Origin of the sequence: Falsihalocynthiibacter sp. S25ZX9 (genome assembly GCF_041205405.1) — a bacterium.
Lineage (GTDB): Bacteria > Pseudomonadota > Alphaproteobacteria > Rhodobacterales > Rhodobacteraceae > Falsihalocynthiibacter > Falsihalocynthiibacter arcticus.
The window spans coordinates 1-25,774 of record NZ_JBGFCD010000027.1; the positions used below are offsets into that span (position 1 = coordinate 1).

At 52.0% G+C, this 25,774-nt stretch carries 27 protein-coding genes and 2 pseudogenes; 11 read left to right on the plus strand and 18 right to left on the minus strand.

The window, feature by feature from the left end; all coding sequences use genetic code 11:
* Nucleotides 1-548 precede the first annotated feature (548 nt).
* The 6 genes from AB9F29_RS19980 to AB9F29_RS20005 all read right to left on the minus strand — a co-directional run bounded on the left by AB9F29_RS19980 (nt 549) and on the right by AB9F29_RS20005 (nt 5,572).
* The gene (locus tag AB9F29_RS19980; protein ID WP_369756985.1) at nt 549-1,544 is read right to left on the minus strand and encodes a DUF1254 domain-containing protein; all 996 of its coding nucleotides are present in this window, start codon (nt 1,542-1,544) and stop codon (nt 549-551) included.
* Between the two features lie 23 nt (nt 1,545-1,567).
* On the minus strand, nt 1,568-2,635 hold the full coding sequence (locus tag AB9F29_RS19985) for a DUF1214 domain-containing protein (protein WP_369756986.1): 1,068 nt from the start codon (nt 2,633-2,635) through the stop codon (nt 1,568-1,570).
* Nucleotides 2,636-2,741: 106 nt separating this feature from the next.
* A complete protein-coding gene (locus tag AB9F29_RS19990) occupies nt 2,742-3,833 on the minus strand; it encodes a DUF1214 domain-containing protein (protein WP_369756987.1) in 1,092 nt (363 codons plus the stop codon).
* 159 nt (nt 3,834-3,992) lie between these two features.
* On the minus strand, nt 3,993-4,370 hold the full coding sequence (locus AB9F29_RS19995) for a hypothetical protein (protein WP_369756988.1): 378 nt from the start codon (nt 4,368-4,370) through the stop codon (nt 3,993-3,995).
* A gap of 49 nt (nt 4,371-4,419) precedes the next feature.
* On the minus strand, nt 4,420-4,668 hold the full coding sequence (locus AB9F29_RS20000) for a YMGG-like glycine zipper-containing protein (protein ID WP_369756989.1): 249 nt from the start codon (nt 4,666-4,668) through the stop codon (nt 4,420-4,422).
* A 115-nt stretch (nt 4,669-4,783) separates the two neighbouring features.
* Entirely contained in the window at nt 4,784-5,572 is a 789-nt protein-coding gene (locus AB9F29_RS20005) for a transporter (RefSeq protein ID WP_369756990.1), read from the minus strand.
* Between the two features lie 105 nt (nt 5,573-5,677).
* Between AB9F29_RS20005 and AB9F29_RS20010 the strand changes: the two genes are divergently transcribed.
* The 6 genes from AB9F29_RS20010 (at nt 5,678) to AB9F29_RS20035 (ending at nt 11,029) form a co-directional block, all read left to right on the plus strand.
* Nucleotides 5,678-6,694: a helix-turn-helix domain-containing protein gene (locus AB9F29_RS20010; protein ID WP_369756991.1), complete on the plus strand. Its 1,017-nt coding sequence runs from the start codon at nt 5,678-5,680 to the stop codon at nt 6,692-6,694.
* Nucleotides 6,695-8,013: 1,319 nt separating this feature from the next.
* Nucleotides 8,014-8,151 carry a hypothetical protein gene (locus AB9F29_RS20015; protein ID WP_369756992.1) on the plus strand — a complete coding sequence of 46 codons (138 nt, stop codon included), beginning with the start codon at nt 8,014-8,016 and terminating at the stop codon, nt 8,149-8,151.
* A 385-nt stretch (nt 8,152-8,536) separates the two neighbouring features.
* Complete coding sequence (locus AB9F29_RS20020; RefSeq protein WP_369756993.1) at nt 8,537-9,697, plus strand: P-loop NTPase fold protein; 1,161 nt, start codon at nt 8,537-8,539, stop codon at nt 9,695-9,697.
* A 14-nt stretch (nt 9,698-9,711) separates the two neighbouring features.
* Complete coding sequence (locus tag AB9F29_RS20025) at nt 9,712-9,933, plus strand: hypothetical protein (RefSeq protein ID WP_369756994.1); 222 nt, start codon at nt 9,712-9,714, stop codon at nt 9,931-9,933.
* A gap of 76 nt (nt 9,934-10,009) precedes the next feature.
* On the plus strand, nt 10,010-10,318 hold the full coding sequence (locus tag AB9F29_RS20030) for a hypothetical protein (protein WP_369756995.1): 309 nt from the start codon (nt 10,010-10,012) through the stop codon (nt 10,316-10,318).
* 252 nt (nt 10,319-10,570) lie between these two features.
* Nucleotides 10,571-11,029, plus strand: a complete 459-nt coding sequence (locus AB9F29_RS20035) for a DUF302 domain-containing protein (RefSeq protein ID WP_369756996.1) — start codon at nt 10,571-10,573, stop codon at nt 11,027-11,029.
* A 383-nt stretch (nt 11,030-11,412) separates the two neighbouring features.
* Here the strand turns inward: AB9F29_RS20035 and AB9F29_RS20040 are convergent, their stop codons facing one another.
* From AB9F29_RS20040 to AB9F29_RS20065, 6 genes and pseudogenes are all read right to left on the minus strand, one after another.
* Complete coding sequence (locus AB9F29_RS20040; RefSeq protein WP_369756997.1) at nt 11,413-12,123, minus strand: ceramidase domain-containing protein; 711 nt, start codon at nt 12,121-12,123, stop codon at nt 11,413-11,415.
* Between the two features lie 211 nt (nt 12,124-12,334).
* Nucleotides 12,335-13,246, minus strand: coding sequence for a DMT family transporter (locus AB9F29_RS20045; protein ID WP_369756998.1), 912 nt, complete (start codon nt 13,244-13,246; stop codon nt 12,335-12,337).
* A 395-nt stretch (nt 13,247-13,641) separates the two neighbouring features.
* A complete protein-coding gene (locus AB9F29_RS20050) occupies nt 13,642-15,114 on the minus strand; it encodes a DUF1254 domain-containing protein (protein WP_369756999.1) in 1,473 nt (490 codons plus the stop codon).
* 58 nt (nt 15,115-15,172) lie between these two features.
* Nucleotides 15,173-15,796 (minus strand): DUF1214 domain-containing protein, encoded by a 624-nt coding sequence (locus tag AB9F29_RS20055; RefSeq protein ID WP_369757008.1) that lies wholly within the window; start codon nt 15,794-15,796, stop codon nt 15,173-15,175.
* A 222-nt stretch (nt 15,797-16,018) separates the two neighbouring features.
* Nucleotides 16,019-16,288 (minus strand): annotated as a pseudogene (locus AB9F29_RS20060) (DUF1254 domain-containing protein); the annotation flags it as partial.
* Nucleotides 16,289-16,309: 21 nt separating this feature from the next.
* Nucleotides 16,310-16,672 (minus strand): hypothetical protein, encoded by a 363-nt coding sequence (locus AB9F29_RS20065; protein WP_369757000.1) that lies wholly within the window; start codon nt 16,670-16,672, stop codon nt 16,310-16,312.
* 677 nt (nt 16,673-17,349) lie between these two features.
* On the opposite strand from AB9F29_RS20065, the gene AB9F29_RS20070 reads away from it, so the two are divergent.
* Complete coding sequence (locus AB9F29_RS20070; protein WP_369757001.1) at nt 17,350-17,640, plus strand: hypothetical protein; 291 nt, start codon at nt 17,350-17,352, stop codon at nt 17,638-17,640.
* Here AB9F29_RS20070 and AB9F29_RS20075 read toward each other — a convergent pair.
* The 3 genes from AB9F29_RS20075 to AB9F29_RS20085 form a co-directional block, all read right to left on the minus strand.
* Nucleotides 17,637-18,302: a L,D-transpeptidase gene (locus AB9F29_RS20075; RefSeq protein WP_369757002.1), complete on the minus strand. Its 666-nt coding sequence runs from the start codon at nt 18,300-18,302 to the stop codon at nt 17,637-17,639. The two genes, AB9F29_RS20070 and AB9F29_RS20075, sit on opposite strands and share 4 nt — an antisense overlap.
* A 427-nt stretch (nt 18,303-18,729) precedes the next feature.
* Nucleotides 18,730-19,038, minus strand: a complete 309-nt coding sequence (locus AB9F29_RS20080; protein ID WP_369757003.1) for a transcriptional regulator — start codon at nt 19,036-19,038, stop codon at nt 18,730-18,732.
* Between the two features lies 1 nt (nt 19,039).
* A complete protein-coding gene (locus AB9F29_RS20085; protein WP_335585908.1) occupies nt 19,040-20,017 on the minus strand; it encodes a sodium-dependent bicarbonate transport family permease in 978 nt (325 codons plus the stop codon).
* Between the two features lie 74 nt (nt 20,018-20,091).
* Here AB9F29_RS20085 and AB9F29_RS20090 point away from each other — a divergent pair, with 74 nt between their 5' ends.
* Together AB9F29_RS20090 and AB9F29_RS20095 are read left to right on the plus strand one after the other, a co-directional pair.
* Complete coding sequence (locus tag AB9F29_RS20090; RefSeq protein ID WP_335585907.1) at nt 20,092-20,457, plus strand: hypothetical protein; 366 nt, start codon at nt 20,092-20,094, stop codon at nt 20,455-20,457.
* Nucleotides 20,458-20,717: 260 nt separating this feature from the next.
* Nucleotides 20,718-21,830, plus strand: coding sequence for a linear amide C-N hydrolase (locus tag AB9F29_RS20095; RefSeq protein ID WP_369757004.1), 1,113 nt, complete (start codon nt 20,718-20,720; stop codon nt 21,828-21,830).
* Between the two features lie 249 nt (nt 21,831-22,079).
* On the opposite strand, the gene AB9F29_RS20100 is transcribed toward AB9F29_RS20095, so the two are convergent.
* Nucleotides 22,080-22,922, minus strand: coding sequence for a sulfotransferase (locus AB9F29_RS20100; protein WP_335585905.1), 843 nt, complete (start codon nt 22,920-22,922; stop codon nt 22,080-22,082).
* Nucleotides 22,923-23,401: 479 nt separating this feature from the next.
* Between AB9F29_RS20100 and AB9F29_RS20105 the strand changes: the two genes are divergently transcribed.
* Nucleotides 23,402-23,770 (plus strand): hypothetical protein, encoded by a 369-nt coding sequence (locus AB9F29_RS20105; RefSeq protein WP_369757005.1) that lies wholly within the window; start codon nt 23,402-23,404, stop codon nt 23,768-23,770.
* A gap of 31 nt (nt 23,771-23,801) precedes the next feature.
* On the opposite strand, the pseudogene AB9F29_RS20110 reads toward AB9F29_RS20105, so the two are convergent.
* Together AB9F29_RS20110 and AB9F29_RS20115 are read right to left on the minus strand one after the other, a co-directional pair.
* A pseudogene (locus AB9F29_RS20110) lies at nt 23,802-24,349 on the minus strand (multicopper oxidase domain-containing protein).
* 96 nt (nt 24,350-24,445) lie between these two features.
* A complete protein-coding gene (locus tag AB9F29_RS20115; RefSeq protein WP_369757006.1) occupies nt 24,446-24,817 on the minus strand; it encodes an SHOCT domain-containing protein in 372 nt (123 codons plus the stop codon).
* Between the two features lie 240 nt (nt 24,818-25,057).
* On the opposite strand from AB9F29_RS20115, the gene AB9F29_RS20120 reads away from it, so the two are divergent.
* Entirely contained in the window at nt 25,058-25,444 is a 387-nt protein-coding gene (locus AB9F29_RS20120; protein WP_369757007.1) for a DUF302 domain-containing protein, read from the plus strand.
* Nucleotides 25,445-25,774 lie beyond the last annotated feature (330 nt).

The window sequence follows — 25,774 nt, forward strand, 5'->3', positions numbered from 1 at the left end:
TCTTGCCCCCCGACGAGGCCTATGCCAACAAAACAGAACCAATGAGAGTAGCAGCCTGACATGAAACCCTGATCCACCTTAACAAGGCTGCAAACTGGTCGAAAACTTAGGACCACCTCTGTCTACTGCAGTTATTCTTGTCAACTAACAGACGGAACACCGTATGGGCGACGACATGATTGCTATATCGGAAAACGTGGTCGGCGAAGTTGTATGGTCCAGCCATAAATGGGATTAAGGGGCGGAAACCGGATATTCGCTGCGGTGGGCGCCAAGGTCTGCTGAGCAGACAAAGTGCCTATTCTCCGCACCCATCCTCAATGACGGGATTCAGAGCATCGTAGCTGAAGCGAAAAGCGATTGTGGTCAAATTCAGACCCTCAGGGTAGGTGCGTGTTAGGATTTCTGGATTTATGCACCCAGACTTTGAGCGGCTCTGCGAAAGGGAGTTTTCCAAGTGGTGATGCAAGTCAGTTTTGTGTCCCAAACCACCGTGTGAAACAAGGCTGATCCCTTCAGTAAGGTTTCACGCGGTGGTTGCACTAATTTTAGTCGATCTGATCGAATTCTGGGAAGGTCCAGCTTCCGTCGAGGATCTCTTCCCGGGGCTCATAAAGGCGGGTGGCGTAGTTCCAGCCTTGCGTGATGGGGATGCAGTTCAACCGCCCATCTTCGCAGTCGCCAAAATGGAGCGTGAAGGACCCGTCATCGTTTGGCTTGGCTGTGAAGTTGTTATAGCTGTTCACGCCCATATCATTGGCCTCCAGATAGCCGTCGGCGTTGTAGACGGTAATGGACCAGAACGCGTCCACCGGCACGTCCTTGACCGTTATGGCATGTGGGGTTTCGCCGTCATTGGCGTCGACGCTGTCGACAACGTAAGACGCCGCAGTGCGCGGCAGGCCGCCCCAGCCAGCGGCGGCACCGACAAGGTGGTCGATCGGGCGCGTCTCGTCTTTTCGGCCGAAGGCATAGTCCGCGTTGAAACCAAGGACGGCAATGTCGCTGAGCGCCTTGCGGGCCATGGCGAGGTCATCCAGGTTCCAGTCAGGTGCCTCGAACGGGCCTTTGCCGCCACCGCTCATCTCGATGGCGTCTTGTGCGGCATGGGCCTTGGCGATGTCGTCAGAATCCGTAATGTCGGCAAAGGTGCGGAACGACACCACGGCAAAACGGGTGCCGACCCCTTCTTCGGTCAGCGTGTAAGTCCCGGGTTTGGCCTCGGCAAACAAATAGTGATCCTGATTGATCACATGCAGGGACTGATAGCGGCCTTCCAATTCGGGCAGGGTAATTTCCACCGGTTCAGACAGATCCACCACGGTTGAGGAATAAAGCGTGTCCTGGTTCATCCGGATGACGGCCTGGTTTTCTGGCGTTACCGGCTCGCGCAGGTGGATCAGCTTTCCGAAATCCATATCGTAGGTTTTCATTTGCTCACGGATCATGTGATCGGACTCGGCGCGCACGAAGGTCTCGACCGTGACGCTTTCGGCCAAAGCCAGCGTCGGGGCGCATAGCGCCAGTGTCAGTAATAGTTTCATTGTTTTTTCCTTTTTACACACAATCAATTCGCAGGCTGGGCGGCAGGGAAACTCCAGCTTCCGTCGAGAATTTCAGGCGCCGGACGATAGAGGCGCACGGTATAATTCCAGTCCTGCATGATCGGCAGGCAGTTGATCCGGCCGTCGTCGCAGCCGCCCAAATGCACGGTCATGCTACCGTTGTCGTTGCGCTCCCCAGTGACCGAATTGATGTTGTAAGCATCAAGGGAATTTGGCTCGAAGAAGCCGCCCGAATTGTAGAGGCTGATGGACCAGAACGCCTCCACAGGGACGTCCGCGGGGACCTCGATTCTGTAAGTTCCAACAGGCAGACCGGGTTCAACACTCAGATAGAATGCTTCGGTCTCGGGCAAGCCACCCCAGCCGCCAGCCGTGCCGAGGAAATGGCGCACGGCTTCAACCTTATCTTTGGAGCCGAACATGTGAAAACTGTTGGGCGTGAATGGGCTCAGCCCCAGAATTGCGGAAATCATCGCATTCAAGTTTTCTTCGTCATAATCTGGGGTGATGAAAGGTTTGGAAGAGGCGGCGTTGATCGTCATGCCATCCTGAATCGCGTTCACCGCCGCGACATCCTCGGGGTCGGCTGCGTCGACAAGAACCCGCATGAAAACGATGACGTAGGGTGTGTCGAATGTCTTTGTGTCCAACGTGTAAGTCCCGCCGCCGAAAAAGACTTCGTTGATGTAATGATCTTGGTTAACGATCATCGCGGTCATGTAGCGATCCCCCACATCGGGCAACGTCAGGGTTGCGCCCTCGCTAATGTCGACTACGGCTGTGCTATACAGAGTGTCGCGGTTCATGCGGATGGTCGGTTGGTCTTCCACCGGGGTTGGCGCTCGAAAATGGAAGAATTGGTTTACCCCACCGGCCAGTGAGACGTATTTTCCAAGCTCTACATCCGTTGCGGCGCGGACAAAATTATCAACCGTGACCGGGATTTCCCTGCTATCGACAAGGGCGTCCAGCGTGGCGCTTGTCGACTGGGACAAGGCACTACTACCAATGAAAGAAACAACGAAGAAAGTTGCGAGAGTCGGGACTGTGTGGAAAAAAAGTTTTGGCATAGAAAGGTCCTTCTTGGTGTGTGTCTTGCTTGACTGGGCTTACACCGCAGCCGTCCCAAGGGTGTTAGAATTGCGTTTTGTCGATCCCATTCTGGGAAGGTGAATATTAGTTTGCGGGTGTAGCTTCAGACGCCGTCCAAGATCCTGAAAAGTAGGCTTCTTGCGGCAGATAAATCCGCAACATGTAGTTCCAGTCATCCATGATCGGCAGGAAATTTGGCTGAGATGGGTCGCCGCCAAAATGAATGGTTACGTTACCGTCCGCATCCGTTTCAGCCTTTCGGCTATTGACCACGTATTTGTCGAATTCGTTCTTCTGAAAGAATCCGTCGGCGTTGTAGACGCTGATGGACCAAAACGCGTTCGGCGCAGACGGAACATCGGTCAGGGTCAGAACATGGGGCGTTTTCCCGTCGTTCAGCGCCGGGGTCCGATTCTGATAAACAGCATGTTCGGGCTTCCAGCCCCCCCACGTATCCGCAGACGAAATCAAAAACGCTGTTGGGTCGACCTCTTCCATGCTTGCGCCAAAAGCCGAGTCGCGATCTTGCAAAAACCGGCCCAGCGTCTTCAAGGCGTCGCGCATCAACTCCAATTCGCTCTGGTCCCAATTGGGAACCTCAAACTGACCCTTGTCTGCCTGCACAATGGAAAGCGCATCCTGCGCCGCGTGCGCCTTTGAAACATCCTCCGGATCCTCGGCATCCACGAGTGTTCTGACAATCACGACCACATACCGGCTGCCCAAATCTTCCTGGGTTAGTTCGTATTCTCCAGGCTCATAGATCACCTTGCGGGCGAAATGCCCTTCGTTGATGATCAGAACGGACTGATAACGGTCGCCAACATCATTTTTGATCAGAACCGCCGGTGTTGAAAGGTCAAGAATCACCGAAGAATAGAGCGTGTCCCGGTTCATCCGGACGACGTTTTGCCCATCAATCGGAGTCAGATCTCGAACATGCGCCCAATCTCCAATGTCCGCGATGTTTTCAATGGCAACCTGCATCATGTGATGAGTCTCGGCGGTTGGAAAATTCTCTAACGAAACAGGCACAGAATTCAACATCGATGGGTATTCGTCAGCATCAAGTGCGGCCCGAATATCACCAGATGCGACTTGGGCCGACGCTCCGATCGACAGACCAGAGGTAAAAATGGCTAGAGTTAAAGATTTCATTACCAGTTTAAGCAGCATATATGGTCTCCTTTAATATTATCTCTGTTAGGAAAGAGATCGGGCACAGAAATGGTGCCAAAATAGGCGTCTTCGAACTGACATTTTTCAATTGCACAAAACAAAAACTCTTAGAGCACCGCTTGCTTTAGTCCAAAGTTCCAATAGATCTCCTTGATCTCAGTCAAATGCTTCCATCGTCTCCTTGACCGCAAGATCGACGGCTCCAGCCAACAACATTCCCGCATCGTCATCACAGGAATCTTCTAGCTCTTCGACGAACTCATCCTTGAGGTCTGCGCGGTCCTGCTCGTCTGGAATCGCCGCTAGAATATCAATCTGGCGATTGTAGAGGGAGACCATCGCCATCAGGCGCACAATCTCAGCAACCTTGGCCTCATCCTCGCCAAAGGTATCAAGAACGCTGCTACAACTGTGGTGCATATAGGGCTGGGCCGTCTCAAAAACTTGGTCCATTATCTCGTCGGCTTGCGCAACCTGTCCGAACTGGAGGAGACAAACTGCGGCGACTGCGGCTTTGAATACTTTCTTCGACATCGACTAAATCCTTTGGCAATTTATTGGGTCGGGCGAACTCGGCAAAGTTCTATTTCTTCTTTTTCTTGTAGGTATTTTTGGATCTGGTGCTCTTGTTGTAGCCAGCGATTGCACCGACAACTGCACCACCAGTCGCTCCATCCTTGCCACCGACGAGATAGCCGACGCCTGCGCCCACGGCCGCGCCTCCAACTGTATTTTCAAACTGTTTGTTCGCCGCTGCGGGCGAGGACATTGCAAAGCCCAATGCAACCGCCATTACGAGGGACGTCATGAGGCCTGTTTGTCTGATTACCATTCGGATTCTCCTTTTTTGATGCTGCTGATGCCAGGAGGCATCTTGTTCGCTGGACCCATGGCCCGCAAAAAAACGACAGGGATGTGATTTATGCTGTCTTCAGTGACACGAGACGTCACCCTTTCGGAATCGCCAACTGGGCTTGTAAGCGGAATCTCCAGCCCTCTGGACCACCCGTAGGTGACTCGATCCAATAGCCGACGCCACCCTGGAAATTGACAGGCTTGCCGCCGATGATGGCCAGCTTTGACACCGACGCATTCACCGGTATCGCCCAGCTTTCGGCTTCCCAGTCATAGGTGGTTTCGCTTTGGAGCGAGAAGGTCCAAGCACTTTCAGTGGAATATGTCACGAAGGGCTGAATAAAAGTGGCGTTGGTGGGAGTCGTTGGGTTGCTCTCAAGATCCCAGATGTGGTTGGCCATCACGCCCAGAGTCCAAGGGCCTGTTTGCTTCAATGCAATACCGGTGATGCCACCAGCCCAAGTATCGCTTGAGACATCGGTAAAGGTCGGAATCTTCAGGATAGGCCCCACACCCCAGGTCAAATTATCCTCGGTCGTGCGAGTGTACCATGCGTTCACCAGAATATCGCCAACGCCGCTCTGCGACGTGCCCGGAACCACATCGTCCTGCCAGATGTAGGGGATGATCGTGCGGGTGACGATATTGGCGCCGTTATCAAGCGCAAAGGGAATGACCGGCTGCAAGTTGAGCGTTGTGCGACTACCAGCATCATCCGCGCCGATGTTGTCATCCATGTTAAGCTGGAACGGCACGGAAATGATGGCGGCAAGCGGGTTCGCCAGTTCCTGCGCTAAATCGGCTGCGTCCTGCGCAACGGCCGCGATGGGCAGGCACAAGCCGCACAATATAAATGGCACGTGAATTGAAGTGGTGTTCATTTCTCTGCGTCTCCTCTGAAGTTGCTTGCATGGTAAGGACGGCCGGTCATTCAGCCTTTGATTCATATCAAGGCATCACCGGACATTTTGCGACAATTTCGCTGCATGGAACGTAAACTGGTGAATCTGCTCGAACTTGCGCATGTAATCCAATTACTGGAGCAATTCTCATCGCGGCGGATTGTGGATCAAGCCCTCCATACCGCTGGGCTCGATCGTGCGATGCTCGAAGGCGTGTCCGGATTTATACCCTATGCCGCAGAAGCAATCCTGATTGAAAGCGTTGCACGGGCCATAAATGATCGCCATCTCGGTGCCCGAATAGGGAAAAATTTCCAGTATTCGTCTTATGGTGCGTATGCTCATTTTGTGCTCGCCGCCCCTAATCTTGCGACAGCTCTTGAGCGAGGACGGCGGGCCCTCTTGTTGATACACCCTGGTTCGGAAATTGTGCAACGGCAAACCGATACGCATTTGGTTGTGGGCCGCAATTCTAACGGTCTATCTGTGACGGGTCATCACCACCTTGACGAAGGTGCTTTGTTTGTCATCGGGCATGTTGCGCGTCATTTTCTGGGATCGGATTGGAAACCCGATTGGGTTGAACTTCCGAATGTTAGAGGCCGCGACGCGACGGAACTCGAAGACCTTGTGGGCGCGCCTGTTCGCGTTGGCGCTGTGATACCTAGTATCGCTATTCGATTGACCGACCTGACCGCGTTGAATCCTGCCCCCCCAAAGCCGGATCAATCAATTTCCCTCAACGAATTAGAAGGGCTGATGGGGATTGCGCCCGCACAAACAATGGAAGATGCCGTTGTTCAGGTCCTCTCCATCACCTTTGCAACGCACCTGACAAATGAAACGGCCGTTGCAAAGTTACTCTGCATCGGAGTCAGGTCTCTCCAACGTGCTTTGAAGGATGAGGGGACAACCTTTCGCAAAGTCCGCGCACAAGTCGTTTCTCATCGCGCGGCTTCACTCCTGGTAGAAACGGACACGCCTCTCGATCAGATAGCTTTGATATTGGGATATTCTGATCCTAGGAGTTTCAGGCGCTCCTTCAAAAGCTCATTAGGGCTTTCTCCAAGCGCTTTTCGGGAAACAAAGAAAGTGGAGTGAACACTTCCATTTTCTGGCGCGGAGCATTTCAGTTTCCGGCAATCGATGCAGATTTTTTCGCTCAGAAAGCGCTTTAGATAATAAGATAATTTAGTAAAATATGAAACCGTATTTCAGTGGTTTTCTTGAGTGGACTTAAGGTGAATAGCGGACATTCGATTGACCAAGATCTAAGGTCCGTTGAGGGCCGAAAGCGTTCTGCTGCAATTTCTCGTGTCACTTACTGCAGATATTCGTGGCGAGCTACATACAACGATGGAATCGCAGCGAGCAATAAAAGGTGGACTATTAGGTGTACCACAAAATTCGCAATGCTGATTTAGTGCTTATAAACATACAGTTAAAAGTTTAAAATGGTGCCCCAGAGTGTAGAAACATCGAACCAGATTTTTGCCGAACTTTCACGTTGGGAAGTCGAACTTCAGAGGCTAAGCGCAAACCACATTGGCTAGGATCATCAGGCTGGTGAAAGGGGTGCTTTTTAATAAATCAAATTAGTACCCCTTCCAGTGCATTTTACTTGCTACAATCGTGTCACTGCGTTGATTCTTGCCAAGAATGCAGGGTTACAGATTTCGGAAGCGTTGATCAGCCGGAGAGTGGCCTTGAAATCCAAACGCATTTCCCTCGCGTGCCGAGTCTGCTTGCGCCCTCTGGTGGTTCGTTTGGAAGATTCGGCGGCCGCAATTAGGTGTAGAAATGACACGCTGCGGAAGCAGAGTTCTAAGCTATTATTGTATGTTTATGCGGATTTATCTACTAAATGGCCCATCAGTATGTACCTGCACGTGCGTTAACTGATCTGAGGGTGGCACGCTAACGCATTGCCGCCTTCTTTCGTTCTGCCGCTTCACTTCTCTGGGTATCGACGACCTAAACTGAGGCAATATTTATCTCCCGATGTGTTGTCTTAAAGCACTCGCCACACTAAAATTCCCTTCCTAGCAGACCCGCCGTGCCAAGGATTACCCCACCGAAATGGTTGAGATTTCTTGTGCGCACTGTGGACGTTACGGGAGAATACATCGCACAAATTCGGGAAAATAGTGGGGGAGGAAACTCCCCTGCCCCAAACGCTAACCATTTTTGTCAGAAATGCTGGATGTGAGGAGGAGCACCCAAGCGCAATAAACATGCATGCGCCGTGCAGACCTATTTATGAAAACATATAGATTTTCTTTAAATCTCGCTAGTCCTCAAAGCGGCTTCGCCAAGCCATTGAAACCACAGCCGAGAGGAACGTTACTGGCATGTTTGCTTGCATATTTTTATAGATGCTCACGGCAGGTTCACCCCCTATTTCTCCGACGTAGTTCCTCATGTCGATCAATGATGTTCCAGCGATCAGGGAGGCGTTAGCAGACTTTAAAATGGCCGAGGTTACGACGACTTACACCGTCGGCAAGAAAAACGACAGCCGAGGTACACGGGGCGAGTTGCTGATTTCGAATATGTAAGGGTTTTTCATATCGTTGACGTAATGCAGGAAGTAGGTCTGCCAGCTTACGAGCAGGTGACCAACGTTTTCCGCATTAGCTAACGCTATTAGGTTAGTTACGCCAGCCGACTTATGGCTGGCGACTGCACCGCACAGGTTTTGCCGGTGAAAATATGTGTAGCCTTCAATGATGGTCGTGCGCATGATGCGCCAGCAGACCAAAACATCACTTTGAGGGATCCACACCGCATGAAAATTACACCTATGACGACCGAAATGGATGAGAATGAAGCGGTTTCTTTAGGCGGCAATGTTACTGATCTAGTAACCAAGGGTGAGAATCTAACAAAAACTTTGAACAACTAGAAACAGCCCCTAGTTATCGCCGTTGATGGACCTTGGGGGTGCGGGAAGTCCTTTTTTTGCAACGCTGGACCAAATGTAACAATCTTAATAACGCCGACGTCATCTACTTTGATGCGTTCCAGCACGATTATCTGGATGAACCGCTTCTCTCTCTGGGATCCGTTATTTCTGAAAAGGTTGAGAAGAAGAAGTGGGATACGGCCTTTTCGATGATGAAGAAAGTTGCATTTCCTGCTTTTCGGGTAGGTCTTGCATTGGTCACATATGGCGCAACCGAAGTTGCGGGAGCAGCAATTGGGGCTGCTACGGACACCGCGGGCGATGAGGCGTCAAAAGCTGCTGAGGATTATTGGAGTGCCGAAGATAGCCGACGGCTGGCCATGGAGGGTTTCAGATCAGCTCTGAAAGCAATGACTAACAACGGCACGGACAGTTCCAAGCAGTTGGTAATTATTGTAGATGAGTTGGATCGATGCCGCCCAGATTACGCACTAAGCCTTTTGGAAATCATGAAGCATTTATTCGCGGTTCCGAACGTGCATTTCGTGCTGGGGGTTAATCTAAAAGAACTCGAGAATTCTGTACATGCCAGATATGGCAATGGAGTCGATGCCGCAAAATACCTTCAACGATTTATTCAAGTTGAGATGCCCATGCAGCAAACAGATCCCCATGAAACAACTACCGCCTCAAATGAAGTTTATTATTTTACTCAGCTGTCGAAGAGTAATCAGCAGAGGCCCGAAAAATTTAATAACGAAATGGACTTCCTTCATGCCATTCCCGCCAATGAGGCGATTACATTTAGGGATATGGAGCGATTGTTTACAATATGCAGGGTTACGCAGGGCGGGGGGAGAGGAAATCCTGCGGAAGGAATGCTGCTTGCCGGGCTACGAGTGATCAAAGCATGTCGCCCGAGTTGGATAAGTGATATTGTAAGTGGTGAACTCTCTGTCCAAAAAATAGTTTCATTTTTCGACTTAAAATCAGAACATGCATGGCCTCGAAACGGCCTTGAAGCGACATCAACTTATCCTGCGGATATCTGGAAAAGCTCCCTGAGGTTTTCTGTTAATAGTGGTCGAGCCGAATCTCTTCTGAAAGAACTTTTAAGTGGAACCGCGAATTCTGACCATCCGTACCCCGCTCTGGCGAAGGTTTGTTGTCGGGATTTGACTTCGTTCACGGTCCGATAAGTTGAGGAGCCCAAATGAGTGTTATCAACGAAATCATGCAGAACGAGGCTGCCGCATGGATAAACAGCCAGATCAATGAACTCCCTGATCGTGCAAAGTTTCGCGCATCAAGCGCGCTGCGATGGGCGAACGGAATATTCGATTCAGACATGCCTATTCCTGCCTGCTTTTGCGCGCTTCACGCAACTGAAGAAGCAGTCGCCGCATTCATATCCTGCGCAAAGGAGTGTGGTTAGGTGTCTTTAGGGCGTTGATCGTGGGCTTGGATAGCATCAGGCCGACCTTGGGTAAATGAAGGGGCCATTTCGCAATATGAGTAACAATCGATTAAGCCTAGATCAGGTCAGAGAAAGGCTACAAAAGTCACTCGATAAAAGCGGCAAATCTATGCGGACGACTTCGATAGAAGCTGGCGCTGGTGCTGGATATTTACACTCGCTGCTCAAAGATAAAAAGGAACCAGGAATTTGTCGTCTAGCAGCAATTTGCGATGTCTTGGATGTCAGTCTGACCTATGTACTACATGGTTATGATGTGTCGCCTGAAACTGAAGCGATAATGAACCTCTTAGAGGGAAAACCAGCGAAACGTGAAAGCATTTTGAATATTTTGACGGATTGATTTCATGATCAAAAGAAGTGATTTTTAGCTGCTATCTTGTGAGAGCCTATTTAGTCCCAAATAATATTACCACCACAATTATTATTAGAGCAATAATGCTAATCCAAATAATAAACCGTTTGGCTTCCTTTTCACTTTCTTTCTCGCCACGTTTTACAAGGCAAGCTGGGGCGTGTCATCACGGCCATTTGACTAACGACGTATCCGCGCTGTGCTAGAAGAAAAAGACAGACTGTAAAAGGAACACAACACATGCGCACTTCTCTAATTCTTGCCGCAACACTTGGCCTGGCCATGATGGCCCAATCCGCAGCAGCTGAAATGATCAATAAAGTCAGTCCCCACACAGTTTCCGTTACGGTGGATCGGCTTCAGGCGGCTGTTGAAGGAGCCGGAGCCACCATTTTCGCTCGTGTGGACCATGCCGAAGGTGCCGCTTCGATAGACATGGAGATGCGCCCTGCGCAAATGCTGATGTTCGGCAATCCTGCACTTGGAACGCCAGCAATGCTTGATAGCCAGACTTCAGGACTTGACCTGCCGCTACGTGTCCTCGCTTACGAGGATGGCGATGGTCAAGTGCATGTGGTGTATCATGAGCCCGCGTCCTTTGTGGCCGATCACGGGCTGCCTGCCGATGCGGAATATCTCAAAAAGATGACCGGTGCTCTAAACAACCTGACAAACAAGGCGATTTCTTCTGAGCAATAAGCCTATTTGCGACTTACATTAACTTGCGAATGCAGAGGCAGAATTCGTATCCATGAACTTGATTCCCAATCGTGTGGCCTTTTTGGCCCCACGGTACCTTAGCTCTATTGGCTGCTACTCTATGTCCGACCTGCTATTTGATTCTGTGAATGGTTCTGGGCACGATCACTAACAAGCTTGGTACGCTCTAATCCAAACGATAGATCGGCGGCTAAAAAACATGAGGGGGATATCCGCCATCACGGGAAGAGCCATAAACCATCAGTTACCGCTCAGGATTTGAACGGGGTTTGTGGCAGCGTAAAACTATATGAATTATGGTCGTTCCAAATAGGAGGGTTTTTGGTGCGGTCCTAAAGTCCGCAGTAAAAAACTAATTCGACTTATACATGGCGCACATCGTGGCTCGGTTTTTCAACTGGTGGGACATGCCTAATTAGCGCCATCAAAAGCGCGAGCACCATTGAACCGTTCAAAACATGCCACATGAAATGAGTGCCCAAGCCTGTGGCACCACAGGTCATCAGGTCGACTGTGCGAAAACCCAAGGAAACCGTGAAGCAACCTGCCGCCGCGATCACCAGCGTTCTGGCTGGATGGCGACGCACGAACGTAGCCATAGAGAATAACCAAAGCGCCACCAATGCTGGGATATATTGCAAAGACCCGTTTAAGCGAGCGGGCTCATCGGCATCCTGAGTCGAGATGTCTGCGCTTGTCGCCCAGAGGCTGACGCCAACACAAACGATAACAATAAGCATTATCCGTAGGGTTTTCAGATGGTTCCCATTGCTGATGCGGAAGACCGTGGTGGCGACGTACAATACTACAAATGTCCAGATGGGTATCACGTCCAGCAGTTCGGTTTGCCCATTGGCGTAGGTGTGAAACAGGAATGATCCTACACCAATACAGGCCGCCAGGCAGATGAGAACGTAGTCCATGATGCCACGCTGATCGGACGCCTGAAGTGCGCGCCAAGCGATCCACGCTGCGATCAAAAAGGCGACATTGCTGAGGGCGTTGATTGGTTCATTCCAAAACCCCGGTGCTGTGCGCTCACAATAAAGATCAATGTAATCAAAAAATGTCATGCGGCGATTTTACAATCTAATTTCATGCCACTTCTGAACATATTGTTAATGCAAATGCGAGTAAAATCGGCTCTAAACCGCCGTTGCTGTCATTGTCGCGAACGGCCCATAGCGGACATCCGGCCACACTCAATGTCAGCTTACCCATTTCCCGAAAACAGACCTGTGCGCATTGTGCAGCATTTTGGTTTCCTATCCTAGTCGATGCAGACTAGCGCTTCTTACGAAGCCTCAGTTGTGTCAGGCCAACGCCAGACAGGATGATTCCTGCACCTATGTAGGTGCTGAAACTCAGGGTTTCGTTCAGCAAAATGACTCCCAGAAGAATAGCCCAGAGAGGTACGATGTAGGCCACGAGGCTCATGAAAATGGGGCCCGCAGATCGGATCAGCACTACGCGCAGCAGAAAGGCCAAGCCAGTAGGGAGTATACCGGCGTAGAGCAGCGCCCATGTCGCCCGTTCACCGGTGATCTCTGGCAGTCCTTCTAGCAGGAGCGCGATCGGCGTCAGTGCAATCGTTCCCGCCGTTAGCATACCCGCGGTGAATGCCATTGGAGGGATCGGCGGCGCGCGGCGGATCAGAATGGCACCGACCGAATAGCAGAGCGCCGCCGCCACACAGGCAATCTTTGCCACGACGGTACCACCTGAGACTTGTCCGGCCAAAACCTCAGGCAGAATTAGAACCAGAAGTCCCACGAACCCAAGGAAGACACCCGCGATCCGGCGCGGACCTATCTGTTCGTCCGGAACGAAGATATACGCAAGGAGCAGCACGAATACAGGGGAAGTGCCCATTGTGATACCAGCAAAGGCTGAAGGTACCCGCTGTATCCCCCAGGCCAGAAGGCTGAATGGCAAAGCGAAGTTCAAAATTCCCAAAAGCAGGATGAAGCACAGGTCTTTCGGGTTCTTGATCGCCAGATCTGCCGGACGAGTGATGGCGACGACGGCCAGAAGCGCCAGCGCGCCGATACCGATGCGGCCAGCAGCGACGGTGAAGGGAACGTATTGCTCTAACGCCACAGCCATTGACATGAACGCGCCTCCCCACACGAAGCTGAGGAACAAAAGGACCGCCCAGTTTCGGGAGGCGGGTGTATTGGGGACGGCTTCTGTCATATCTTGGCAATCGGTTGGTGATTGTTGTCCTTATAAGCCGTTTGCATGTCAGCTGCCAGTCCCAGCATACTGGGCGGTGCCCGCTATTGGCTTGGTTCCACTACCTCGGGCTCTTTCTAGAACTAAAACTGTAGCGCGGCATCGTAGGTTCTCAGTTCAAATGCGCAGTTGGGGTCGGCCCAAACTGGAACTTGGTGCGCAGTGCAGTCAACAGCAACTATGTGCGCAGATTTGTAAATGCTGCACAACAAATGGATAGGAGCGTTGGAATTAAACGAACTTTCCAACTTTTTCGCAATTGATTTCGGTCAATGCCCGACCACCCTAAAATTTCATGCAGGACACGGATGGCATCTCCCAATCTGGTGACCCCATCCGCATTGATCTGCTACGGCTTATTGCGCCTTAACCACCTTGGGCATGTCGTAGGTGCCGTTCACAATTGGAGCGTAGGGCCCGTAAAAGCGCGCTGTGAAGCGGAAACCTTTTGCTGGCGCGGGGAGCCAGTTCTTGGCCTGCTCCGGCTCCGAGGGCTTTTCGTGTTGGACATAGATCACCAACTTACCGTCTTTGGCCACCAACTCACCAGATTTGAGCATGAAGCTGTTGACGGTGTAGCGGTTGATCTCATTGGCCACGAAATAGCCTTCAGCGCTGTAGATCGGGATCGACCAGAATTGAGTGACCGGTGGTAAATCGTTCATATCGAAGGTCAGGGTGTAATTGTTCTGGCCGTCGAGCGGCTTGCCTTCGGAGTCGGCAAACAGGAACGCACCACCATGCGAGATGTTCTTGTCCGGTGCGGCCCAAGCTGCATCGGCGATGATTGCGCGATCCATCCACTTTGTTTCAAACCCACCATCGTTGCGCACAACACCCCAGCCATTCATGTTTATCATGTTGGTCTTCAAGGTTTTGCGGACATCGTCAAACCCAGCCTTAAACCCAGTTTCGAGTGCCGTTTGCTGTTCTGCTGGCAGCTTGGCCCAATCAAAGGTCAGACCCTTGCCGATGTTGAACACCTCAAGTTGCTTGAGCATGCCGGCCTCCTTGATCGAGTCCGTGAGCGTCGGCATGGTCGGATCGTTCAGGATGACACTAAGCAGGGTGAAATATTGCTCGGCAGTCTGCTTGTCGACCTGACCAAACTGATATTCAGGTAGACCTTCAGGGATGAAGAAATCGCCTTTCACAATAGATCTGTCAGCTTGGGCAATGCCTTTGTGATCATTGGCCAGCCAGTCGGCCAGTGGCGTCATGGTTACCTGATCCTGATAGCCGTTGATGATCTTGATCTCAGCAGCGGACCCGGTTTCGACTGCCATCCGTACGACCCCGTAAGCGGTCGAAGTTGGCCACTGTACAATTTCAGTGGTTGGGAAATCGGCTGGAACATCACCGGTGAAGCTTGGTGGAACCAAGATGTATTTATGCGCGGCTGTGCCATTGAAAGGCGAACCAACGATCATCCGGAAAATGCCGTATTGATCCATGACCTGAACACTAAAATAGCGGTCTGTGATTTCTGGCACTTCGATGACAACCGGACCTGCACGCAGATCAAGAAAGCCGGCGCCATATAGCGTGGTCGCATTTGGCGTAACCACAGGATAATCAGGCGTAATCTGTTTGCGCACCCACGAAAACTGATTCAGGCCCGCATATACGATATTATCTTTGGCGTCGTTCTGGGTGTAGGTCCAACGCTGGCCGTAGTAAATCGCCTGTTGCAACCCATAAAGATAGGCCTGCTCGGCAATTTCCTCGAGTTTCGGCGCCTCGGCGTTCTGGTCCGCCTGCGCGGGTAAAGCAAGGCAGAGGGCGGCCGCCGCCGCCATCAGCTTCGATGTTAGGTGATTAAGTATCATAGAAAAATTCCACTTTTCGTTATCTGATAAGGTTTTAAATGCGCCTTAAATGACCGCGCTATTTCACGGCCTTGATTTCACCCGGACGCCATGTCTGATTGATCCAAGGCTCAAGCGGACCATACATGCGCAGAATGGCAAACCAGCTTTTGCCCGGGATGGTTTGAAGCCAGTTGCCTTCCTTGCCCTCGGGGGCGTCGGGCGCGAACCAGATATCGTAGGAGCCATCCGCGTTTTGGGCCATGCCCTTGGTCTGGCTGCCGATGGTTGGGAAGCTCTGGCTGGTTTGAAGCTGGGAGCGGGTCTGGGTGTCGTACATGGTCATCGCCCAGAAGTCGTTGACCGGGACGTCCTTGGGCAGATGGAGTTTATAGGTTTTCGAACCATCGAAGGCTTCGTGGTTGGCATCGAGGAGCGCTAAGGCATAATCGGAGCCTTCACCGGCTTGGCTTGTGGCCATGGCGGGGGTCACGCCGCCAGCGTTGAAGTAGTAGAGCACCCGAGCGTCGAGGCCCATAGTTCCGTCGGCTTCAAAGCTGGTGTTTCTGTTGGCGAAGGCGGTGGACCAGACACTCTTGGGGGCGTCGGGGTAAATCCGCACACCGTCAATCCGTGGGTGGAATGTTAAGGTCCGGGAGGTCGCGTCGCCAAGGGTAGCGGCCTCGGTCAGCAGTTTCTTCATGCGGTCGTCGGGAGCGAAGGGTTGCCCCTTGACGATGCCGATGGAGGCGATTGCACCACGCACTTCAGGGCTGATGGCATCAAGGGGTTCGCCCTGAACGACTTCGTTGAGGTTTTCAAAATAGTTGAAGTTGCTGGGGAAGTCCGTGTTGAACGCCTTGTTCGACACGTTGACGAATTCGGTCGCGGCGGGTTTTTCAGCGTCTTTCAGCGGGTAAACCCGGAGCTTGGACGTGATGTTTTCAACGGCGGGTTTCAGGCCATCCTTGATCGAGCCGCGTAGGAACATGAAGTTGCGGTTGGTGGTTGGTTTGAGCAGAAAATAGCCGTCAGGAATGTCGCCCGTGTAGCCTGGGGGTACGACGAAGTATTTTCCGCCCTTGCCTTTGTCGGGACCGGTTACGCCCATGTTACCAGCGAAGCGCTGCCAAGCGTCGTTGAGGAAGCCGAGCATTCGTGGTGGGATCTCAATCACGGTGGGACCGTCTTTTTCGAGGTCAGTGTAGGTGTAGGCCTAGAGGGTCGAGGTGTTGGCGGTGACCACGAGGGTTTGCGAATCCATCAGGTCAGCGAAGAGGGCGATGCGGTTCGCGCCTTCGGCACCGGCATCAGCGAGGCCCTTGCGAACACTGTACATCGAGACGGCGCCAACGTTGTCGAGGAAGACCTCCATGCCGCGCATCCGGTCGAGGTTGTCGTAAACAGTTTCGACTGTGGCATCAGTTGGTACTCCATCGAAGAACTCCAGAGTGCCAATCGACGTTTCCACTTTGTCAGGAATCGAGATCGCGTTGAGCGTCTCTTTAGAGACATCGCCAAATGCCGGCCCGACAGCGACAGCAAGCGCAAGCACACTTGCGGAGGTGAAACGGTTCATGTTTTGAATTCCTTTGCATAATTCATTGTAAATAAAACACTAAACTAAGATATACCCAAACCGCTGACCTTGTCAGACATAAATTTAAGTGGTCGCCTTCTTTTGCGTTTTAAATTTGAACGGAGTGAGCAGAGCCAAAGTATTCTTTGGTTTTCACTGGCGACAACAAAGTGGCGCGAACTCCTGCTAACCGCCCGTTTTTAACGGTTGCGGCCTAGTTCGGTATTATAGAGCGGTAAAGATCCGCTTTGGCGCTTCGCTGATCATACTTCGCGCTTGCGGCGAAAGCCCGTTTTCCGCCCTTAGTGTTTAATGACACGAACGGCCCGAAGCGTCCGTAGAAGAAGGATTGCCCAAAAGACTGCTTTGGCGAATAATTGTCCGAACGAAACTATTTATGGCTTCAGGAAAACTCCGTTTGTCGCAGATCGGCCTTCCAAAATATCATGAGCCGCACCTAACAACACCGAATTCGCACCGTGCGGGCACTCTGATGCAAAACCCAATCCTAAAAACAGAGCTAAACCCGCTCCAATACCCAAGGAAAAAGGCCAAGGTGTCCTCGGATCGGCCCTCACGGCGGCGCGAAAACGTTAGCGCCACCCCACCCTCTCGACAATAGCCGCCGTTATTTCGTACACTTACGGCAATTAGTTAATGTTTGAGGGAATTACGCAATGAAAGTTCTGGCTTGTGTTATTGGCTGCGCGACGCTTGCGCTTACAGCGTGCACAGAGTTTCAAGGCGCGCAGCCCTCAGTCAACGGTCAACCTGTGGATTATCGAATGAGCGATGTTCCCGAAGGACTTGTGGCTATCGCCGCTCCTTATCAGGACCTAAGTGAAGTACGGATCAATGACTCAGATGGGTGTTATGTCTATCGCTATGCTGGCCCCGTTGAGACAACATTCCTACCTCTTCGCTCAAACGAGGGGCGTCCGATCTGCACGCGCTCCCCAGAGGTTTAACTCCGCGCGGTAACTGTGTCCTCTGGCGGATAGAGATAGGCCTGCACTCCGGGCGAGACAAAATCGTACAAATCATTGATGTGTGGCATCGCCATGCGTACACACCCCGAACTCGCTCGCCCGCCAATAGAACCAGGGCTAGGCGTGCCGTGAATACGAAGATAGGTATCGCGATTTCCGACATATAGATAAAACGCCCGCGATCCGAGCGGGTTCGTCGGGCCGCCATCCTGACCGTCGGCGTATTGCTCATACAATTGCGGATCGCGTTTGAGCATCGCGGCTGTGGGTGTCCAAGTCGGCCATTTAGCCTTGCGTCGGATGGTATATGTCCCCGGCTCATAAAGGCTCCCGCGTGCGATCGCGACGCCATATCGCATCGCGGTGCCGTCGTTGCGGATGTGGTAAACATATCGAGCAATAGCATCGACATGGATGTCGCCGGGCGTTAGCCCCGCATTCGCTTCAACAACTTGCGGCAGAAAGCGCGGGTTAAAACCCCAAGGATTGGACGTCGCCGGATCGTAATCGGGTGGGGTTACTTGTGCATCCCATGCAGCCCAATTTGCGGAATTCGATGTTGGAGCCGCCGACAGCGCGCTTGGGATAGGTGCGGAAAATAACGCACCAGAAGTAATCACAAAATGGCGTCTGGTTAACATGGGTTTAAGTTCCTTGTGCACCGATAAAATAAAAATTCACTTCGCCAAGGTATATTCTGTTGCGCCGAAGGTCCATGTAAAGTTGATCCACCATCCCAACTAGAGAATTTACAGGAAGTGTCTTGATAGTTCGTACATATCTACACTTGGCTTCAACTTGCCGTCCGTTCTAGGCAGCAATGATAGCGACAAATTCCGCGACTTAGTTTCGAATATTGCTTTCGAGAATGACTTCTGCTTCCGGCCCAATGCTGCCATTGCTGTAAGGTGCAGCTAACGGCAGGTTTGAGACCATTTAACCCAAATCCTGCAGCGCGGCGAATGTTCCCTATTGCAGGAGGCGGCCACTGACATACCAAATCCAAGGGAAGGACCGCCTTAAATTTTTTACCCACATTAGGGGCATAGCCGAAGTATAAGGGAGTGGTTAGAAGCGTTCAGCCCTTAAGACGAGTGTGTCGCTAACAGAAACCACACCAATATGACGCTCAACGACCGCAAACGCAGCTTCAAGAAGCGCGTCTAGCCGCTCCGGCTTAATCAGACAAATGACCATGACCATGCCTGCGCGGCCAATCTGACCTTCGCGCGTCCATGGGCCTGACCGGCCCGACCCACCTCGCACCGGCACAACCGTATAGCCCGTCACGCCAGCTTCAGTTAGGGTATCAGTCAGTCGCCCTTCCAATGGTTTTTCAATCACAATTTCAACGCGTTTCGCGGGATGCATCTGCATGTCAGCCTCCGGTTAGCTGCGTGGCTACAGCCACATAAAGGGGAATCCCCAAAGTCAGATTGAACGGGAACGTTACACCTAGCGACAACGTCAAATAGATCGCTGGATTCGCCTCAGGCAATGCCACCCTCATCGCAGCCGGCACAGCAATGTAGGACGCCGAAGCTGCAAGAACCATCAATAGCACCACGCCACCAGTCGACAGTCCGATCAACATGCCCATCCCAAGCCCAATCATTGATCCAGCCAGTGGCATTACAATACCGAATGCCACCGCGCCTAAGCCCAAGACACCTTTCGACTGCCTTAACCCGCGTCCCGCGACCAACCCCATGTCCAGCAGGAACAGGCAAAGTACACCCTTAAAAGGCGACACAATGAACGGTGCAATCTCGGTCAAACCTCTTTCGCCCGTCACCATCCCGATTACAAAGCTGCCAACCAGCAAAACGATAGAGCCATTAAGCAGGATTTCTCGCATCAGGCCCGGTTCCATCCGCCCGCCCGAACCGTTGCGTGACACCAACCACAAGGCAGACAGGATCGCCGGAGCTTCCATAGCAGCGGCGACAGCGACCATATATCCCTCGGCAGCGATGGCACGTCCTTCTAGAACCGAAGTTGCAGCTACAAATGTTACGATACTTATGGATCCATAATGCGCAGCCACAGCGGCTGCATCCAACCGAGAAAACCCCGTGAGTATCTTCAGCAACGCAAAGGCAAGAAGGGGGAGACCGAACGACAGAAGGACGCCTGCACCGACAGTCATAAGGAGAGCCGCATCGACGCCATGATCCGCGACCGCGGCACCGCCTTTAAAGCCAATCGCAAACAGCAGATATATCGACATTCCTTTCGCCACAGCCTCGGGAATAGACAAGTCGGACCGCGCCATCGCGGCCAAAAGGCCCAACACAAATGATAAGATAATCGGCGATAAAAGGTTCGCGCCAGCAAGCGCAAGGACTTCGGACATGATGAACCTTTGTTGGTTGGGGCATATTTCGTAATTGGTCTAAAGGTTGCCAAGACGCTGCGCAATTCAAAACGATGTTTCGGTCCGCCGAAGGGCCCTTTGCCTATAGAGATTACATCATTCTGTACGATAGAACGGGCGGCGTTGACTTTGCTCTTCGGAAAATAACTGTAGAAGGAATGGAGTTCGGCGGCACTGACATCGGCCACGACATACCTAAAGATAAGGAACTATTACGCAACACGTATCAAGAGAAATTTCTTGAGTGCCGGGCGCAAACGGATGGTTCAAAGGACGCATGCCGAGACGCAACGCAAGACTGGGTAGACAATAACACCGCGATCCTTGCAATCGCCTTCAATAGCCATACGAAAAATGAAACTGTCGGCTTTTTCATGATCGATGATCGCCTCTGGTGGGCAGGTCGTGAAATTAAGTAGAGCTTGGTGGAACAATATGAAGCAGTATCCAACAGACGGAACTCGTCAACTCGGAAACAATTCGTTGGAGGACCTTATGTAGCAGTTGATTAAGACCTGCAGGTTTTGGGTGCAGTTTTCCCTGACCGTACTAGTGTTGGCAGCGCTGAGCGCCTGTATATCTCTTGCCGATTGTCGGCATTATAAACTTGCTAAGTGTGGGAAGCCTAGGTAGCCCTAAGTCACATTAACTACCACTACCTAAGGATTTGAAAAATAACATGAAAATTACAACATCTAATAATGTTTTTAAGAGCATTAAGACCCTGATCGCTGGGGCTGCCATACTCGCCTTAGGCACCCAATCCGCTCTTGCCTGTACGGGAATCGTGCTGCACGCGCAGGATGGTACAGTGGTTCCTGCGCGCACCATGGAATTTGGGTTTGATGTCCAATCTAATATCTATGCAGTGCCCGCCGGAACATCCATTGAAACTCTCGTGCTAGACAAGGATCAAACGGGCTTCACATTCGAAGCTAAGTATGGGTTTCTCGGTGCTAACGGTCTCGACATGCCGATTGTTTTCGACGGTTTGAATACCGAAGGGCTTTATTTCGGTGCGTTCTATTTCGCCGGTGACGCCGTTTTTGGTACCGTCAGTGACGCAAATCGCGACCATGCGGTTTCTTCCGAAGAATTGGGCAACTGGATCCTTGGGCAATTCGCGACCGTAGACGAGGTCAAGGCCGCTCTGCCAACCATTGAAGTCGTGGGCACCCATATTGACGCGCTCAGGGGCGTGGCACCGTTTCATTACGGTGTGACCGATGCTACCGGCGCTTCGATCGTTATCGAATACACTTTGGACGGCCTTACTATCCACGATAACACCGTGAATGCTATGACCAACAATCCGCCCTACGATTGGCACCTGACCAACCTGCGCAACTATATCGGCCTGCAAGCTGAGAACGTTCCAGAAATCACGGTTGGCCGTCAGACATTGCAGCCCTATGGACAGGGAACTGGAATGGCTGGACTTCCAGGCGATTTCACGTCGCCCTCTCGTTTTGTAAGGGCGGTTGCGTTCGCAAATACGACACTCCCGGCGGCAGACGCAAGTGAGGCGATCTTCAATGCGTTTCACATCCTCAACGCTTTTGACATTCCAAAAGGCGCGGTCCGCGAAGGTCATGACGACAGCCTGCAAACTGATTACACAATCTGGACGTCCGCTTCCGATACCAAAAACGTTCAGTATTATTACAAGACATATCAGACACAAGCCGTTGAGAGTATCGATGTGCGCAAAGTCATAGCCAAGATCACAAAACCTACGACGCTGGAGATGGAAAATGGCTTCGTAATCAATGATCGGACTGCCGATTTTTAAGGACGGTTACGTCCCATCGGTTCTTGAGCATGCATGTTCCTATCTAGGGGCATGCGTGCTTCCCCCTCGGTGCCCAACACTTTAAGGCCGGTCGACGGTTTTCACCTCTCCAGTGATCTTAACGCTTGTCCACGAATTGTTGCTATAGTTTTCTGGCTCCAAGTTGTCAGCCCAAGCACAGTTTTCACCGATAATGCGCTAAGGCTTTTGACGAAACGAAATTAGACGGTTGATGACATTTTTGGTGAATTAATTGTCATCAGATCCTTGGCGGATATCCAGTTCTGAGAAGTATCTGCTGAGCAACTTGACCTCACCGAAGGCAGCTTCTAGCTCAACAAGGTCTTTGTTCGTGATTGCATGCTTCCACTTTCCAACGCTTGCCTGAGAAATAGAACGCGTGAGCTGCTCTTGGGTGTGCCACATTCCACTTCGATCCCTTTTCTGAAGCAAGTCGTCGCGTCCCAAGTCCAAGACTTCGTCGATTTCCCTAAGGCCGAGGAAATCTAGAACTTCTGATATTGCCTGCTTGGGTCTTTCCACCAAATCTTCATAAAAGACCAAGCACACTCGTTGAGGGAACCGTTCGAGGGCCTCCAAGGTTGGATTGAGCACCGAAGAATAGCGGATTATAGCACTTTTTGCGTCAACGGTGAACTGAGGAGCTTGCTTGCCTTTCGCCTCGTAGCGATCCCTAACCGAAAAAAGCGATGCCATCACATCCTTAGGATCTCTTAGTATTACGATCCCTTTTGAATCTTTAAAGAGATCCAAGATGTCTGGCATCACTTCTGCATTGGCTGGGGATTTCTCACAAATCACTTTCTTTCCGCTAGCCAACAACTTCCCTTCCAAGATACCGCCCAAAAAATTCTTAAAATATTCGTCCAGTTCATCTTCAGAAAGAAACTCAGAAATCCTCCCAGATTCAATGCTTGCAAGCATCCTTTTGCGGAGCCTGATGATCGGCGGAACAAAATCAAACTCTGGCCCAGCATAAATCAGGGGATGCAAATTCAGCATTCGTTGAAGCAGCGTCGTCCCAGAACGCGGAGGGCCCCCGATAAATACTAATTTGTCTTGCATACCCATTTTATACTTTCAGTCTTGATTTTTCATTATTTCGACAGGTCGTCCAAGAATTCGTTGGAAACGCTGAGCTCAAAAAATTGGGCTGCCCCCAACGAGTGGCCCGGGTTGATTGTTACCGCATCCCGTCTTTCGTTCAGGCTTCATGGGACCTCCGAGCTGGTTTCAGCGGCCCCTCAAAGATGCTCAGCGTCAAGCTGCCGTGTGAGAATTTCGACCGTTTTTTCGTTGCCAAACACTATTTATTTTCTAATCCGCTGTCGAGCATCATCTATGGATGTGAAATCGATCATTTTCGAACAAGAGGTCCAATCGAGCCTTCCTTCATGGGTGGTTACCCAAGCATTGCCAGCAGGATCGAGCGCGATACCCGCGATGATTTGTAGACCACCAATGTAGCCGTTCTGGAGTGAAATCGATTCTCCTGTGGCAACACCTGATGGGCAGGTCTCTGTGCGCACACCAAACAACTAGGTGATGGATTGGCTCATAGAATTCGAGACCCATATATTGTCATTGCCATCCACGGAAATGCCCCAAGCCCCGTTCATGCTCTTTTCAGCGTCAAAGGGACCAAGAACCGTGCCGTCAGAGCGGATCATCGACACATCGCCGCGGGATACTTGTCGGCGATGTCCCACAGATCGATCCAACCTTTGGCCGCGCGCTCATCGTCGGACATTAAGTCTTCTAAGCCGCCAATCTTCGCTGCAAGCTTTGCCTTGGCTGTCGATGGCGATGTGATGCGGGCTGTTTCCAACCTCAAATTCTACGGCATTGGCGGGATCGTTGGTCGGAAAGCGGGTCAAGGTGTTTGTGCCGCTATTGGTGACCCAAGTCTGGTTTTCTGATCAATGGCGAGGCCGAAGGGTTCATTGACCTTCAAGGTACCTTCGACGGGTTTACCGTCCACGGTTGAACCAAGAATACTGGCGTTCGAACCATTGAGCAGGCACAAACGCACCAACCCCAGGGCACGACCGCCGTGGCATCTGCTTGTCCGTTGACGAGCATCCGGTTCTCGGCAAACCCGTGCATCACATCCATCGTGGACGGGTCATAGACCATACGTCCGGAACCATCGAACCGGCGATCCTGCAAAACAAGCTTTAGATCATCAACCCCGTACGTGGACGGCAAACTACGGACGTCGTCCTGCCCGTCGGTCACGTGGATGCCCCCTGCCAGTCCGAAATAAACCTGTTCTGCAGTGCGTTCGTGGATATGCGAGTGGTACCAGACGGTTGCGGGGTCCTGCGCAACTGTCATCTTTGGTCCCCATGTCTCACCGGGTGCGATCGGCCGAGTTTACCACCGTCATGCTCTCCGAGCACCAGAAGGCCATGCCAGTGCGTGCTGATGGGGTCATCAAGCGAATTCTGCACTTTTGCGGCCAGTTCGCCATTCTGAATCAGGATGGTCGGACCCAGATATGCCTGATTGAAGCAGGAGGCCGAAGCTCGGCGAGCCTAGTACTAGCTTTGTAACAGGCTCGCTTGTCCAGAAAGAACATAACGCGTCGCGGATCAATCAGCGAGCAGCTTCTTGCGCTCAGTGAACTCGGTCGAGTCGATCTCGCCCTTGGCATAACGTTCCTTAAGAAGCGCCAAAGCACGGTCGTGCGCAGCGTGGCTGCCAGAAGCAGGTCCGGCCATGCCAAACAGCCGCAGGAGATATAAGATCCCTGCAACGATCCCGACCACGATCAAGATCATGAAGATCGGCCCAAGGACCATTCCGAAGCCTCCCCACTGACTGCTGCCCCACATCATGTCATGTCCATGATCGTAAAAGCCGTTTCGATCCGGGATTTTCCCGACCTGTGCCATCGCCGACGTGGCGGCCACGCAGAATGCGGCGACTACGCTCGGGACAATTACCCTGTTCTTGAATTCCATTCCGTAACTCCATTTATGTGACATCAACACGGACAACCTGTTATGCATCCAGTTATATGCGAAAATTGGGGCACAGGCCCTGATGTGGATCAAGGCGGCGATACCCAATTGCGGTAGCATGCTGCAGCGAAACGCAGGCGTAGATTGATAACGATACATCTGAAATCATCAAACAAAGCCAATTCGGGTGCCGCCTTGCCAATTCCGCTTCTGACAAGCCAACACAAGGAGTGCAGCCCCGTGAGTTACACAATCAATCGCCTGTTCAACGACAGCACATTCGACGACATCGATGCCCGCACCCGAAACGCCCTTGCGGACAACGGCTTTGGGGTGCTGACCGAAATTGACGTAAAGGCGACGATGAAAAAGAAACTCGATGTTGAGATGCCGGCCTACCGTATTCTCGGTGCTTGCAATCCGAAGATGGCCTACGCTGCCATCGGGATGGAACCGCGCGTAGGCGCGATGCTGCCTTGCAACGTCATCCTACGCGAGGTCGATGGCGGTATTGAGGTCAGCTCCATCGACCCGGTTGCGTCGATGCAGGCAGTAGAAAGCGCTGAGCTGACGGCCGTCGCGCGCGAGGTTCGCGACCTTCTGGCGAAGGCCGTCGCGGCGATCTGAGATAAACTTGCGCGTCGTCATCTTCGAGGCGATTGCGATCTTCAGGATTGCCCAGCTCGGCGTATGACACTTCGCGCCATCGGTGTTCACCGAGGCACGTGGGCTTATGGACAGTGAGCGCGTCGAAATGCTCGTGGCGCGTCTGTTCGGTCTGACACTGTTTTGCCTCGGGCATGCATGCTTGTCAGAGCGGGGCGTCGTCGGAAACCTGGACCTGTCACGGTTTGATGCCGCTCCTTTGATAGCATTTACTGCAACAAAGGAGACTGAGCATGGGACTGAAACGAACAGACGAATTTAGGGAAGATGCGGTGCGGATCGCACTGACCA